The organism is Paraburkholderia bannensis NBRC 103871 (assembly GCF_000685015.1).
GTDB lineage: Bacteria > Pseudomonadota > Gammaproteobacteria > Burkholderiales > Burkholderiaceae > Paraburkholderia > Paraburkholderia bannensis.
Window position 1 is genome coordinate 1 of the sequence record NZ_BAYA01000017.1, and the last position, 14,239, is coordinate 14,239.

10 protein-coding genes are annotated in these 14,239 nt (G+C 66.1%); 5 read left to right on the plus strand and 5 right to left on the minus strand.

Annotated elements, in window-relative coordinates; translation table 11 throughout:
• Nucleotides 1-111 precede the first annotated feature (111 nt).
• The 3 genes from BBA01S_RS24410 to BBA01S_RS42530 are packed head-to-tail and all read left to right on the plus strand — an operon-like array spanning nucleotide 112 to nucleotide 2,450.
• Nucleotides 112-498: a nuclear transport factor 2 family protein gene (locus BBA01S_RS24410; protein WP_027818741.1), complete on the plus strand. Its 387-nt coding sequence runs from the start codon at nucleotides 112-114 to the stop codon at nucleotides 496-498.
• A complete protein-coding gene (locus BBA01S_RS24415) occupies nucleotides 495-1,757 on the plus strand; it encodes an NADH:flavin oxidoreductase (protein ID WP_042297824.1) in 1,263 nt (420 codons plus the stop codon). The genes BBA01S_RS24410 and BBA01S_RS24415 overlap by 4 nt, the downstream gene beginning before the upstream one ends.
• Nucleotides 1,758-2,450 carry a TetR family transcriptional regulator gene (locus BBA01S_RS42530; protein WP_042297825.1) on the plus strand — a complete coding sequence of 231 codons (693 nt, stop codon included), beginning with the start codon at nucleotides 1,758-1,760 and terminating at the stop codon, nucleotides 2,448-2,450.
• 92 nt (nucleotides 2,451-2,542) lie between these two features.
• On the opposite strand, the gene BBA01S_RS42535 is transcribed toward BBA01S_RS42530, so the two are convergent.
• Genes BBA01S_RS42535 through BBA01S_RS42545 form a run of 3 tightly spaced genes read right to left on the minus strand, consistent with a single transcriptional unit; the run spans nucleotide 2,543 to nucleotide 8,429 of the window.
• Complete coding sequence (locus BBA01S_RS42535; protein ID WP_052391870.1) at nucleotides 2,543-4,069, minus strand: efflux transporter outer membrane subunit; 1,527 nt, start codon at nucleotides 4,067-4,069, stop codon at nucleotides 2,543-2,545.
• Nucleotides 4,066-7,167 (minus strand): efflux RND transporter permease subunit, encoded by a 3,102-nt coding sequence (locus tag BBA01S_RS42540; protein ID WP_042297826.1) that lies wholly within the window; start codon nucleotides 7,165-7,167, stop codon nucleotides 4,066-4,068. Before BBA01S_RS42540 ends, BBA01S_RS42535 begins: the two co-directional genes overlap by 4 nt.
• An 8-nt stretch (nucleotides 7,168-7,175) precedes the next feature.
• Entirely contained in the window at nucleotides 7,176-8,429 is a 1,254-nt protein-coding gene (locus BBA01S_RS42545; protein WP_042297827.1) for an efflux RND transporter periplasmic adaptor subunit, read from the minus strand.
• An 816-nt stretch (nucleotides 8,430-9,245) separates the two neighbouring features.
• Between BBA01S_RS42545 and BBA01S_RS24440 the strand changes: the two genes are divergently transcribed.
• Nucleotides 9,246-9,941, plus strand: coding sequence for a response regulator (locus tag BBA01S_RS24440; RefSeq protein ID WP_027818743.1), 696 nt, complete (start codon nucleotides 9,246-9,248; stop codon nucleotides 9,939-9,941).
• A gap of 44 nt (nucleotides 9,942-9,985) precedes the next feature.
• Nucleotides 9,986-11,014: an ATP-binding protein gene (locus tag BBA01S_RS24445; RefSeq protein WP_042297862.1), complete on the plus strand. Its 1,029-nt coding sequence runs from the start codon at nucleotides 9,986-9,988 to the stop codon at nucleotides 11,012-11,014.
• Nucleotides 11,015-11,064: 50 nt separating this feature from the next.
• On the opposite strand, the gene dbpA is transcribed toward BBA01S_RS24445, so the two are convergent.
• Complete coding sequence (dbpA, locus tag BBA01S_RS24450; RefSeq protein WP_027818745.1) at nucleotides 11,065-12,462, minus strand: ATP-dependent RNA helicase DbpA; 1,398 nt, start codon at nucleotides 12,460-12,462, stop codon at nucleotides 11,065-11,067.
• Nucleotides 12,463-12,630: 168 nt separating this feature from the next.
• Complete coding sequence (locus BBA01S_RS24455) at nucleotides 12,631-14,217, minus strand: Na+/H+ antiporter (RefSeq protein WP_027818746.1); 1,587 nt, start codon at nucleotides 14,215-14,217, stop codon at nucleotides 12,631-12,633.
• Nucleotides 14,218-14,239: the final 22 nt, after the last annotated feature.

Here is a 14,239-nt window from a genome sequence, read left to right on the forward strand (position 1 = left end):
GAGTGCCGCCCCGCACAGGGGCAACGCTAATAGACCGACACGAAAACAAGGAAATGCCAACCACGCCAATAAACCCAAACCAAAACCCAAACCAAACAATAAGGAACCCAAATGAAATCAAAAAACCCAATGAAAGCGAGCCTGCAAGAATACATAGAAGCATTCAACGCAGGCGACGCACAGCGCGTCATATCGCTATTTTCACCCGAAGCCACAATAGAAGACCCAGTAGGCACCCCAATCAAGCGCGGCAGCGAAGAAATAGCAGCCTTCTACGGCCACGCCACGACCTTAGGCGCACGCCTCGAACTAATAGCGCCGCCCCGCGGCTCCCACTCCAACGCAGCGACAATCACCTTCAAGGTTCACGTACAAGGCCCAACGGGCCCGGCCCACATTGACGTAACAGACGTCATGGAATTCAACCCAGAAGGCAAGATCACGAGCATGCGAGCCTACTGGGGCGAGGACGACTACCACACCACGAGCGCAGCATGACTCAAAAGAGTGGGCGAACGCCCCCAAATTCGATAGAAAAGGCGTACAGCCCACTCACCCTAGGCCCGATAACGCTGCGCAACCGCTTCATAAAATCGGCGACAAACGAGGGCATGACGCCCAAAGGCATCCCCTCACAGGCCTTGCTGAACCTGCACGAATCAATCGCAGCCGGCGGCGCAGCACTCACAACCGTCGCCTACTGCGCAGTGAGCCCCGACGCCCGCACCTTCCCCGACCAGGCGCAACTCGACGGCACCACACTGGCGCCATTGCGAGCGCTAACCGACGCCGTCCATCGCCACAACGCCGCGGCCAGCGCGCAAATCACCCACGGCGGCTGCTTCACCTTCCTGCCAGAGCTATCGACAAAGCGCCCGCTAAGCGCATCCGGAGGCCTGAACAAAGTCGGCCTGATGAGCGGCCGCTTCTTCAAACAGGCGATGACCGAGCGCGACATGGACGCCTGCGCCACGCAATTCGCGCAAGCCGCCCGCCGCGCCCGCGAAGCTGGATTCGATGCCGTCGAAATCCACATGGGCCACGGCTACCTGCTGAGCCAGTTTCTCTCGCCGCTCTACAACCATCGCGACGACGCCTACGGCGGCACCGCCGCACAGCGCGCGCTATTTCCCTTGCGCGTCTTGCGCCGGGTGCTCGACGCGGTGGGCCGCGACTGCGCCGTGCTCTGCAAAATCGGCGTAACCGAAGGGGTAAAAGGCGGCAACAACGCCGAAGACGCCGCCGAAATCGCCCAGGTGCTGGAAGCCGAAGGCGCGCACATGCTCGTGCTGAGCGGCGGGATGAACGTGGAATCCGTCTGGCAGCTTTTCGGCAGTCCGTTGCCGAATGAGGCGCGCGCGAACGTATCGAACCCCATCGTGCGTCTGGCGATGCACCTGCAAAAACTCACAGAGCCGCGTTTCGACGGCTTTCGCGAGATGTATTTCCTCGACCATTCCCGCAAGGTGCGTGAAGCCGTGACGTTGCCGCTGGCATACCTGGGCGGCGTGCGTTCTGCAGCGAATGTTGCGCAGGCAATGGAGGAGGGCTTCGACGCAGTGGCCATGGCGCGTGCGCTGCTCTACGAGCCGGATTTCGTCGAACGGATGAGACGCGAGGCAGACGCAAAATCGGGCTGCACGTCGTGCAACCGTTGCGTCGTCAGCATGTACACGCCAGGCGGTACGGCCTGCCTGCTGCAAGGCGAAAACGCCCCCGCGCCCAATCGCGTTGCGGCAAACATCAGCACGACCTGAATGGCAAAGCGCACCAGGGAAGCCGCGCTCGAAACCCGCAACAGTCTGCTCGACAGTGCGGAAATGCTGTTCGCGCGGCACGGTGTTTCGCACACCACGCTTGCCGATATCGCCGAAGCAGCGGGCCTCACGCGCGGCGCGATCTACGGTCACTTCCGCAACAAGGCCGATCTGCTGGAAGCGCTGCTGGAGCGGACGCGTTTGCCGCTAGAGGAACTGATCGGCGCTTTCATCGATCCGCACGCGCCGGATCCGCTGGCCGCGATGCAACGCGCGATTCTCGTCTGCCTGCACGACGCGCAATGCGATGCGCGGCGGCGGCGTGTCTTCGAGATTGTGTTCAACCGCTGCGAACTCGTCGACGAGATGGCGAGCGTGGCGGGGCGCATGCGCGAGTACGCGCGCGAGGGCGTTGCGAACCTGGAGCGCGGCCTCACGAACGCGAAGCGCCGCCAACAGGTGCCGCCGACGCTCGATGTGCGTCTCGCCGCCGCGCTGCTGCATGCGCAGATTACCGGGCTGATACGCGACAGTTTTCTGGTGCCGCAAGGTCTGGATTTCGTGCGCGATGGCGAGCGCATGGTCGCGGCAATGTTCGAGCTTTTACACCATGCGCCAACGTTGCACGGCGCGGCGGCGGACGCCGTCGTGAGCGATCCCTGGCGCTCGACTTCGCGAATGATCGTGAGTTGAATGCGTTCGGGCATCGCTGCGGGCGCCTTGGGGTTTCATGCCGGTTCGACATGAGCAAATCCAGTCGATTAGCGGAGAAACCCCACGCTAGTTCATCGAGTCGTACCGGCGCCAGCATCGCCATCCCAGCCGCCGCCCAGCGCCTTGTTCAACGCGATGTAATCGGTCGTCACGCTCACGCGGCTCTGGATCAGCGTGTCCTGCGCCGAGTAGAGCGAACGGTCGGCGGTCAGCACCTCAAGAAAGCCCGTCGATCCTGATTCGTAGCGCGCATGCGCGAGCTTCGCGGCTTCGCCATAGGCGTCGGCGGATTGCTGAAGGCTTTGCGTGCGCTCGGTTTCGCGTGCGAGCGAGACGCTGGCGTTCTCGACATCGGTGAGCGCCGTGAGCACCGCCGAACGATACGCGATCAGGTACTGCTCGCGCTGCGCATCGGCGATATCGACGGCGGCCTTCAGGCGGCCCGCATCGAACAGCGGAATCGTCACCGAAGGCCCAATCGACCAGCCGATCGACGAATGCCGCGCAAGGTCGCCGAACTGCGTGCCCGACGTGCTCAGCGATCCCGTCAGTGTCACGCGCGGGTAACGCGCGGCCTCGGCCTGGCCGACGCGCGCCGTGTACTGCGCGTAGCGGCGTTCGGCGGCGCGCACGTCGGGGCGCGCGAGCAGCGTGTCGGCGGGCACGCCGCGCGCCACCGGCAGCACGGGTGCGGGCACCGGCAGCGGCGCTTCCATGCGCTCGACCAGCGCGTCGGGCGTGCGGCCCGTGAGCACGGCAAGGCTGTACACGGTCTGCGCATAGCTCGCTTCGAGCGCGGGGATCGTGGCGAGCGTCGATTGCGCCTCGCCCGCGGCATTCGCCGCATCGAGGCCCGAAGTCGCGCCCGCCGTGTAGCGCACGCGGGTGAGACGCGCGGTTTCCTGTTGCGAGGTCGCCGTTGCGCGTGCCAGCGCGAGGCGCGCCTGATAGCCGCGCGCCTGCACATAGCGCGTGGTCACGTCGCCGATCAGCGTGAGCAGCGCCGTGCGGCGATCCCATTGCGCGGCGTCGTAGCTGTCGCGTGCGGCCTCCAGCGCGCGGCGGTTCGCGCCGAAGATATCGATTTCCCAACTGGCGTCGAAGCCTGCCTGGAACAGGTTGGTCGGGCCGCTGCCGCCGAGCGTGCTTGCCGTCGAGGACGTCGTGCTGCCCGTCGTGCTGCCCGTCGTCACGGCGCTCGAACCCTGGCCGGAGCGCGTGAAGCCGCCCGTCGCATTGAGCGACGGATAGAGCGCGCCGCCCGCCTGGCGCAGCACGGCGCGCGCTTCGCGCACGCGGGAGGTGGCCGTCGCCACGTCGAGGTTGCCCGCCACGGCTTCGTTCACGAGTGCGTCGAGCAGTGGATCGTTCAGGCGCGCCCACCATTGCTGGAGATCGGTGCTGCCATCGGCGAGCGTCGGCTGAGTCGACGCAGACACAGGCGGCGCCGTGCGCCATTGCGCTGGCGCGTCTGCCTGCGGCGCGCGGTAGTCGGGGCCGACTGCGCAGCCCGCGAGCAGCGTCGCCGTGCCCAACCAGCCAGCGAGCGCGAACGTGGCGCGCGGCCGGTTCAGGATGAGGCGTTGAAATGCGTTCATGTGCGCTTGCCCTTGAAAGCCATGCGAACCGCTACGTACAGCAGCGGCGCGAAGAAAATACCCAGCACGGTGGCCGCGAGCATGCCGCCCATCACGCCGATGCCGATGGCGTTCTGTGCGCCCGAGCCCGCGCCCGTGGCGACAGCCAGCGGCGCGACGCCGAGGATGAAGGCGAACGACGTCATCAGGATCGGCCGCAGGCGCTGACGCGCGGCGTCGAGCGTGGCTTCGACGAGGCTCGCACCGTGCGCTTCGCGTTCCAGCGCGAATTCGACGATCAGGATGGCGTTCTTGGCCGCAAGCCCGATGGTCGTGAGCAGGCCCACCTTGAAATAGACGTCGTTGGTCTGGCCGCACAGCATCGCGGCCAGCAGCGCGCCCGCCATGCCCACCGGCACAGTGAGCATCACCGCGAACGGGATCGACCAGCTCTCGTAGAGCGCTGCGAGGCACAGGAACACCACCAGCACGGAAATCGCGTAGAGCGCGGCGGCCTGGTCGCCCGCCAGGCGCTCCTCGTACGACAGGCCCGTCCATTCGTGGCGATAGCCCGGCGGCAGCGTCGCGACCAGTTTGTCGATCTCGCGCATGGCGGTGCCCGAACTCACGCCCGGCGCGGCTTCGCCCTGGATCTCCAGCGCCGAATTGCCGTTGTAGCGCTCCAGCCGCGTCGGGCCGAAAGTCCAGTTGCCGTGAGCGAATGCGGCGAACGGCACCATCTCGTTACTCGCATTGCGCACGTGCCAGTTGTCGAGGTCGCGCGGCTGCATGCGGAAGTCCGCATCGGACTGCACATAGACGCGTTTCACGCGGCCCCGGTCGATGAAGTCGTTCACGTAGTCGCTGCCCCAGGCGACCGAGAGCGTCTGGTTGATATCGGCGAGACTCAGGCCGAGCGCGCTGGCCTTGGCCTGGTCGATCGCCACGGCGAACTGCGGCGTCGGCTCCTGGCCCGTCGGGCGCGTATTGGCCAGCGCGGGGTTGCGGCCCGCGGCGGCCAGCAGCTTGTCGCGCATCTGGAGGAGTTTTTCGCGTCCCGCGCCATTGGTGTCCTGCAAATAGAAGTCGAAGCCGTTGGAAGTGCCCATGCCGTCGATGGCGGGCGGCAGCAGCGCGTAGACCTGGGCGTCGCCGATGGCGGCAAAGGCCGCGCTCGCGCGCTGCGCCACTTCCTGCGCGGAGAGAGTCGCCGACTTGCGCTTCTCGAAGTCCTTCAGGCGCACGAACACCATGCCCGCGTTCTGCCCCGAGCCGCCGAAGCCGTAGCCTTCGATCGCCATGACGCCTTCGACCGCATCTTTTTCGTCGTGCAGGTAATAGTCCGTCACGCGCTTGAGCACGTCCTGGGTGCGCGCGTTCATCGCGCCGGGTGGCAACTGCACGGCGGTCAGCAGGATGCCCTGATCCTCGACCGGCAAAAAGGAGCTGGGCAGGCGCATGAACATCCAGCCCATCGCCACGACCAGCGCGACGAAGATCGCCAGAAAGCGCTTGCCGCGCCCGAGCATGCCGGCGACGCCGCTGCGATAGGCGTTCGAGCCACGCTCGAAATGGCGGTTGAACCAGCCCGCGAAGCCATGCTGCGCGCCGTGAGTTGGCGAGCGGCGCAGGATCGTCGCGCACAGCGCGGGCGTGAGAATCAGCGCGACGGCGACCGACAGCAGCATCGCCGTGACGATGGTGACCGAGAACTGTCGATAGATCGTGCCCGTCGACCCGGACGAGAACGCCATCGGCACGAACACGGCGGACAGCACGGTGGCAATGCCGATCAGCGCGCCGGTGATCTCGCGCATCGACTTGAGCGTGGCCTCGCGCGGGTCGAGGTTTTCCTCGGTCATTACGCGCTCGACGTTCTCCACCACGACGATCGCATCGTCCACCAGCAGGCCGATGGCGAGCACCATCGCGAACATGGTCAGCGTGTTGATCGAATAGCCGAACACGGCGAGCACGCCAAAGGTGCCGAGCAGCACGACCGGAATCGCCAGGGTCGGAATCAGCGTCGCGCGCACGTTCTGCAGGAACACCAGCATGACGATGAAGACGAGCACGATGGCTTCAAACAGCGTCTTCACGACCTCGTGAATCGACAGCGAAACGAACGGCGTGGTGTCGTACGGATAGACCACCTCGACGCCTGCGGGCAGGGTGTTCTTGAGCGAGGCGACCAGCGTCTTGATGCCACTGGCCGTGTCGATGGCGTTCGCGCCCGTGGCGAGCATCACGCCCAGCGACGACGCGGGCTGGCCGTTATAGGTCGAGGCGTAGGTGTAGTTTTCCGCACCCAGCTCCACGCGCGCGACGTCCTTGAGGCGCACCACGGCGCCATCGGTGGCGCTCTTGATGATGACGTCCTCGAACTGCGCGACGGTTTGCAGGCGGCTTTGTGCGGTGACCGTGGCGTTGAGCTGCTGGCCGGGCCGTGCGGGCTGCGCGCCGAGCTGGCCTGCCGCGACCTGGGCGTTCTGAGCGCGCAGCGCGGTTTCCACGTCGCCGGGCATCAGCGCGTATTGCTGCAGGCGCGCCGGGTCGAGCCAGATCCGCATGGCGTAGCTCGAACCGAACAACTGCGTGTTGCCCACGCCAGGCACGCGGCGAATCTGGTCTTGAAGCGTGCTGCCCACATAGTCGTCGAGATCGATCGAGCGCAGCTTGCCATCGGTCGAAACGAAGCCGACGACCATCAGGAAGCTCGCCGACGATTTCGTCACCGTGAGGCCGGTGCTCTGCACGACCGAAGGCAGTTGCGCGGTGACGAGTTGCAGCTTGTTCTGCACCTGCATCTGCGCGACATCGGCGTTGGCCTTGTTGCTGAAGGTGAGGCGGATCTCGACTTCGCCCGACGCGTCCGAACTCGCGGACATGTAGAGCAGATTGTCGAGGCCGGTGAGGCCCTGTTCGATCACGCGGGTGACCGAGTTCTCGATGGTCTGGGCATCGGCGCCTGCGTAGGTCGCGGAAATCGAAATGGTGGTGGGCGCGATCTCGGGATACTGCGCGACGGGCAGGCGCTTGAGCGCGAGCAGGCCGGCCAGCATCACGACGATGGCGAGCACCCACGCGAACACGGGGCGCTTGATGAAAAATGCCGACATGATGGCGTTTAGCTCCCTGTTGTTTCCGTTGTTGCCGTTTTCTTCGCTGAGGTCTGGGCGTCGGTTTGCGCGCTATCGCTGGCGGTGGCGGACAGTGCGCGCACCTTGCCGGTCGCGGTATCGATGGCGACTTCAGTGGCGGCCACTGCGTCGCCCGAGCGCACCTGCTGGCTGCCTTCGACGATCAGCGCATCGCCTTCGTGCAGGCCTTGCGTGACGAGCCAGTCGTTACCGTGCTCGCGCGCGCCCGCGAGTTCGACTTCCTCGACCTTGCCGCTGCGCACGAGCAAAGCGGTGGCCTCGCCGCGCGTGTTGCGGCTCACGGCGCGCTGCGGTAGCAGGTAGGCCTGCGGCACGGTGCCTTCTTCGACGATCGCGCGCACGTACATGCCGGGCAGCAGCATGCGGCGAGGATTGGGGACGACGGCACGCAGCGTGTAGGTGCCAGTGCCGGTCGCGACGCTCGACTCGCCGAATTCGAGGCGGCCTTCTTGTGGATACGTGGCGCCGTTTTCGAGCTTCAGCTTTACTGGCACGCCGCCGTTTGCGCTGACTACGTGGCCTGCGTCGATGGCTTCGCGCAGGTTGAGCAGGTTCGCGCTCGATTGCGTGAGGTCGACGTTGACGCGGTCGATCTGGTGGATCGTCGTGAGCGCCGTGCTCTGGCTCGCACTGACGAGCGCACCGGGCGTGAGCGTGGAGCGGTCGATGCGGCCCGAGATCGGCGCGCGGATCGTCGTGCGGTCGAGATCGATACGGGCCGTTTCCAGCGTCGCCTTTGCGGCGGCGACGCCGGCGCGCGCCTGGGCGAGCGCGTCCATCGCTTCTTCGTAATCCTGACGACTGATTGCGTTCTGTTTGATGAGCGCCTGGTTACGGTCGGCTTTGGCCTGCGCAGAAGGGATCGCGGCCTGGGCGCGCAGCAGCGCGGCTTCGGCGCTGTCGCGCGCGGCGCGGTAGCTGGCCGCGTCGATCTGGTAGAGCGGCTGGCCTGCTTTGACTTCGCCGCCTTCTATGAATAAGCGCTGCTGGATGATGCCGCCGACTTGCGGGCGCACTTCGGCTTCAAGGAAGGCGACGATGCGGCCGGGTAGTTCTGCGGTGATGGGGACGGCTTGTGGGTGTAGTTTTATGACGCTGACTTGCGGGGTGGGGGTGGGTTGGGAGGCGTCGGGGTGGTTGCGGTTGCAGGCCGTTAGCGTGGTGAGCGCTGCGAGCGCGAGCAGGGTCGCGGCTGCTTTTTTTGGATCGTGTGTGTGCATGTCTGCTTGCGGTGTCCGGGCTGGCGGTTTGGCAGAGCATGGAGTTTGATCGCGTGGCGTTTGCGGTCGGTGGAGGTTTTGTGGAGGTTTGGTTGAGGTGGGGCCGTGCTTTGTTGGTTGGCATTTCCTTGTGATCGTGTCGGTCTATTAGCGTTGCCCCTGTGCGGGGCGGCACTTACTTTCTTTGCGGCGGCAAAGAAAGTAAGCAAAGAAAGCCGCTCACACCGCCAGTGTGACGCAGTCCACCTCTCGCCCATGATCGGAGTGGTGACTGGGCAGCGCTCGTTTATCGCGCCACACAACAAAGTGGTGACGCCCGCACATCCCGTTGCTCGCTGCGCTCGCAACGGCAGGGTCTGCGTGGGAAACCGATGGTTCTGATCGCCTCAGCGAGAGCGAAAACGCCTGCAAAACAAGGGTTTTTGTTATGCCCAACGGGGCGCTTGCGCCCCCGGAGGTGCGGGCGCCGCCTATCCGTTATACGGCGAGAGATGCGAGCAATGCCCAGTCACCACTCCCCTGGTGGGCGAGTGGTGGACGGCGTCACACTGGCGGTTTGAGCGGCTTTCTTTGCTTACCTTTCTTTGCCGCGGCAAAGAAAGTAAGTGCCGCCCCGCACAGGGGCAACGCTAATAGACCGACACGACAACAAGGAAATGCCAACCACAAAGAAACCCCAAGCAAAACCCCAGCCCGCGCAGCCTCCCCCCAAAAACTGTTGAGCTATGATGGAGATTCGATGAATCCGATTGCCCAAAGCACCAAGCGGCCCCACGATTCACCGACCCAAAGCCGCGCCACCCCCCCCGCCGAACCATGAACGCGCTGATCCTGATAGCCGAAGACGAACCCGAAATCGCCGAAATTCTCGACGCCTATTTGAGCCGCGAGGGCTACCGCACCTATCAGGTCAACAACGGCCAGGCCGCACTCGACGTGCAGCCGCTACTCAAGCCCGACCTTGTGCTGCTAGACATAAAAATGCCAGGCAAAGACGGCTGGGAAGTGCTCGCCGAACTGCGCCGACGCGGCGACACGCCCGTGGTCATCGTCACCGCGCTCGATCAGGACATCGACCGCCTCCAGGGCCTGCGCATCGGCGCAGACGATTACGTCGTCAAGCCCTTCAACCCGGTCGAAGTCGTCGCACGCATCGGCGCCGTCCTGCGCCGCACCGGCGTCGCGCGCGCGGAAAGCGTCCTGCGCGTGGGCCGCCTGGAAATCGACACCGAAAGCTACGTCGCCAGCGTGCGCGGCGCGACCGACGCATCCGGCACCACGCAACTCGCCCTCACGCTCACCGAATTCCGCGTCCTCACGCATATGGCGAAGTGGCCCAACCGCGTGTTCTCGCGCAGCGAGCTGATCGACGCCTGCCTGCCCGGCGGCGACGCACTGGAGCGCACCGTCGACAGCCACGTCAGCAACCTGCGCAAGAAGCTCGACAAGGCAGGCGCCGCCGAAATGATCACCGTCGTGCGCGGCGTCGGCTACAGGCTCGCTGCGTCGTGACGACCAGGGAGCGCGGGCGGCTGGGCCGCCAGATCGTCCTGTCGATGGGGCTCGTGTCGAGCATCACGATGCTGATTGCGTTCGTCGGCTCGATTGTGATTTACGGGCTGCTTTATCTGTTCGCGCCGCCGTCCGGCCCGCTCACGCCCGACGATCTCTTCATCCCCGATCCGCGCGACTACCTGATCTTCGCGATCCTGTTGCTGGTCGGTCTCGTGGTGGCCGCTGTGATCGCCTCGCGCCTCGCGCGGCGCATCCTCGCTCCGCTCAATTCGCTGGCCGAAAGCGCGCGCCGCATCGCCGCGGGCGACCTGGAGGCGCGCGCGGTTCCAGGCGACCGCTCGCTCGGCGAAACCGCGCATCTGGTCGACGATTTCAATGCGATGGCCGTGCGCCTGCAACGCATGACGAGCGACATGACCGCCTGGAATGCGGCCATCGCCCACGAGCTGCGCACGCCGCTCACGATCCTGCGCGGCCGCCTGCAAGGCATGAAAGACGGCGTATTCAAGCCCGACGAGGCGCAGATTCGCGGCTTGCTGTTTCAGGTGGAGGGTCTCACGCGGCTCGTCGACGATCTGCATATCGTGACGTTGCAGGACATCGGGCGGCTGGAGATGCGGGTGGAGCCCACGCGTATCGACGTCGAGATCCGCCATGCCGTCGATTCGGCGAGCGACACGCTGCACGAGGCGGGATTTGCGCTGGAGCTGGATCTGGCCGATGTGATGGTCGCTTGCGACGGCGCGCGCATCCGTCAGGCGCTGCTCGCGCTGCTGGACAATGCGCGGCGTTATGCGGTGCCCGGGCGCTTGCGCATTGCACTCGCGTTGCACGAGACGAGCTTCGCGCTGACTGTCGAGGACGACGGGCCGGGCCTTGCGCCCGAGTTCGCGAATCAGGTGTTCGAGCCGTTCACGCGTGCCGATGCCTCGCGCTCGCGCAAGTTCGGTGGTTCGGGGCTGGGTTTGTCGGTGGTGCGCGCCATTGCGCTCGCGCATGGCGGCCAGGCCGTGTACCGCAGCTCGGCGGCGGGCGGCTCGATTTTCGAACTGGTGCTGCCGCGCGGCTGAGCTTCGTTCGAAGCCCCGCCGCGCGAGTCGTGCGTTAAAAGGTAAAGCGCTTATTCGTCCATCAAGCGCGCACGCACCTTCTTGCCCTTGACCTTGCCCGCGTTGAGCTTGCGCACGACATTGCCCGCGATGCTGCGCTCAACCGCCACGTAGGTCGAGAACTCCGTCACGTTGATCTTGCCGATCTGCGCGCCCGTGAAGCCGGCTTCGCCCGTCAGTGCGCCCAGCACGTCGCCCGGACGGATCTTTTCCTTCTTGCCGCCCAGGATCTGCACGGTTTCCATCGGCGGCAGCAGCGGTTCGTTGCTCGCGGGCTTAAGTTCCGACACCGGATGCCATTCCACTTCGCGCTTGAGCGCCTGCTCGATGCCGCCCACGCGACCCATTTCGTTCATGGTCGAGAGCGACAGCGCCCAGCCGTCCTGATCGGCGCGGCCCGTGCGGCCGATACGGTGCACGTAGACTTCGGGATCGGGCGTCACGTCGACGTTGATGACGGCTTCCAGTTGTGCGATGTCGAGGCCGCGCGCGGCCACGTCGGTTGCCACGAGCACCGAGCAGCTGCGGTTGGCGAACTGGATCAGCACCTGGTCGCGTTCGCGCTGGTCGAGCTCGCCGTGCAGCGCGAGCGCGTGAAAGCCCTGCGCGCGCAACACGTCGAGCAGGTCGCGGCATTGCTGCTTGGTGTTGCAGAACGCGATCGTGCTGACCGGGCGGAAGTGGTTGAGCAGCAGGCCGACCGTATGCAGGCGATCGTTTTCTTCGACTTCGTAGAAGCGCTGGCGGATCTTGCTGTCGTCGTGACGCTCTTCGAGCTTCACTTCCTTCGGGTTGCGCAGGAACTGCTGGCTCAGTTTGGCGATGCCGTCGGGGTAAGTCGCCGAGAACAGCAGCGTCTGGCGCTCCTTCGGGCACTGGCGCGCGACCTTGGCGATATCGTCGTGGAAGCCCATGTCGAGCATGCGGTCGGCTTCGTCGAGCACCAGCGTGTTGAGCGCGTCGAGCGAGAGGATGCCGCGCTCCAGGTGATCCATGATGCGGCCCGGCGTGCCGACGATGATGTGCGCGCCGTGTTCGAGGCTCGCGGTCTGCGGGCGCATCGGCGTGCCGCCGCACAGCGTGAGCACCTTGACGTTTTCTTCGGCGCGCGCGAGGCGGCGGATTTCCGTCGCGACCTGGTCGGCCAGTTCGCGCGTGGGGCACAGGATCATCGCCTGGACGTCGAGGCGGCGCACGTCGAGCTTCGCGAGCAGGGCGAGCGAGAAGGCCGCGGTCTTGCCGCTGCCCGTCTTGGCCTGCGCGATGAGATCGTGACCGGCGAGCGCGATCGGCAGGCTGGCGGCCTGGATCGGCGTCATCTCGACATAGCCGAGCCGGTTGAGGTTCTCGAGCGTGGCGGGAGCGAGCGCAAGCTCGCTGAAGGGCGTAGCGGTGGGTTTATTCGTCATGCTGGGTCTCGCGCCCCGGTGGGGGCGGACGCCGCGCTCAGGCGGCAGGAATGGATCGGGCGGCGCTGAACGTTCTCGATCCGGATGGCGAATCGCGCCGCGCGTGGGCGCAATTTTAACGGATAAGCGGGGCAATGCCCCCAGATTGCGTCTTCGCCGTCCAAAATCCTAGCCGCGCGAGTGCTCCGCACCCAGTTCTTCGAGGTCGAGATCGTGCTCGACCTCGTGCAGCATGTCGTCGCTGATGAGGCCCGCGCGGTGCATGCGCAGGATCTCGGCGCGGCCCGCGTGCACGGCGGCCAGCACGACGTCGTAATGCGCCACGCGGACATCGACGGGCAGGTGCTGCGCGTGTTCGAACTGCGCCGACAGCGTGGCGCGGTAGGTGTACTGCTCCAGCAGGCGTGGATGGATCACGCTGCCGTCCGGGCCATGCACGAGCGGGCGGATCGTCTCCAGCTGCACGGCGAGCAGGCGCGCCCAGACTTGCGGCTCGCTCAGGTAGGCCGCGCCCGCCTGGGCGTCCTGCAGCGGGCGCACGAGGCGGATCAACGGGCCGATCGTCACGCCTTGCAGCAGCACCGTGAACAGGATCACGGCGAACGCCGCGAACAGGATCAGGTCGCGGCCCGGCAGGCTCTCGGGCAGCGTCAGCGCGATTGCCAGCGTGACCACGCCGCGCATGCCGGCCCAGCTGACCACGGCCGCCGCGCGGAAATCGGCATCCAGCACCCGGCGCGGCGCAAGGCGATGGATCACGGCGCGGATGCCTTCGATGCCGAACGTCCACACGCAGCGCGACAGCACCACGGCCGCCACCACGGCGATCGCCGCGGGGCCGAGTTGCGCGAACGCTTCTCCCGCGCCGCCCAGCCGCACGATCACGCCGCGCAGCGACAGGCCGATCAGCACGAATACCAGCGCCTCCAGCACGAACACCATGACCTGCCAGAACGCGGTGCCGCGCATGCGCACGCGCGCGGTGAAGACTTCGTGCTGGTGCCAGCCCAGGTACATGCCGCAGGTGACGGTGGCGATCACACTCGACACGCCCGCCATGTCGCCCGCGATATAGCTGAACCAGCCCGCGCACACGGCGACGGTGATGATCAGGTAGTCGTCTTCGAGCAGGCGCAGCAGGTTGACCGCGAGATAGCCGATCAGCCAGCCGACCACGATGCCGCCCAGCGCCAGGCCCGCGAAGCTCAGCAGCGCGCCCGAGGCGCTGAACGCGCCCGTGAGCGCGGCGGCCACGGCGAAGCGGAACAGCACCAGGCCGGCGGCGTCGTTGAGCAGGCTTTCGCCTTCGAGCAGCACCATGATGCGGCGCGGCAGCGCGAGCCGCTCCAGCACGGCGCGGGCGGCGACGGCGTCGGGCGGCGAGACCACCGCGCCCAGCGCGAAGCAGACGGCCCACGGCAGCGTGGGGACGACCCAGTGCGCGACGACGCCGACCGCCCAGGTCGTAAATGCAACCGCGCCGATCGCGAACAGCAGGATCGGCGTGATATGGCGCTTGAAATCGGCCCAGACGAAGAAGTAGGCGCCGTCCATGAGCAGCGGCGGCAGGAACACGATCAGTACGAGATCGGGGTCGAGCACCACCGGCGGCAGGCCCGGCGCGAACGCCATGGCCGCGCCGCCCACCAGCAGCGCGGCAGCGGGCGGCAGGCGCAGCCGCCGCGCCAGCAGTTCCAGCGCGACGATGGCAATGAGGGAAAGCAGGATGAGCTTGAAAGCCGAGACGGCGGACATCGTGGATCCCTGGGTTGCTTGT

Bases quoted from the DNA above. Each gene is read 5' to 3' on its own strand.
- BBA01S_RS24410 (WP_027818741.1), top strand. From the start codon at position 112: ATGAAATCAAAAAACCCAATGAAAGCGAGCCTGCAAGAATACATAGAA.
- BBA01S_RS24415 (WP_042297824.1), top strand. From the start codon at position 495: ATGACTCAAAAGAGTGGGCGAACGCCCCCAAATTCGATAGAAAAGGCG.
- BBA01S_RS42530 (WP_042297825.1), top strand. From the start codon at position 1,758: ATGGCAAAGCGCACCAGGGAAGCCGCGCTCGAAACCCGCAACAGTCTG.
- BBA01S_RS42535 (WP_052391870.1), bottom strand. From the start codon at position 4,069: ATGAACGCATTTCAACGCCTCATCCTGAACCGGCCGCGCGCCACGTTC.
- BBA01S_RS42540 (WP_042297826.1), bottom strand. From the start codon at position 7,167: ATGTCGGCATTTTTCATCAAGCGCCCCGTGTTCGCGTGGGTGCTCGCC.
- BBA01S_RS42545 (WP_042297827.1), bottom strand. From the start codon at position 8,429: ATGCACACACACGATCCAAAAAAAGCAGCCGCGACCCTGCTCGCGCTC.
- BBA01S_RS24440 (WP_027818743.1), top strand. From the start codon at position 9,246: ATGAACGCGCTGATCCTGATAGCCGAAGACGAACCCGAAATCGCCGAA.
- BBA01S_RS24445 (WP_042297862.1), top strand. From the start codon at position 9,986: ATGGGGCTCGTGTCGAGCATCACGATGCTGATTGCGTTCGTCGGCTCG.
- dbpA (WP_027818745.1), bottom strand. From the start codon at position 12,462: ATGACGAATAAACCCACCGCTACGCCCTTCAGCGAGCTTGCGCTCGCT.
- BBA01S_RS24455 (WP_027818746.1), bottom strand. From the start codon at position 14,217: ATGTCCGCCGTCTCGGCTTTCAAGCTCATCCTGCTTTCCCTCATTGCC.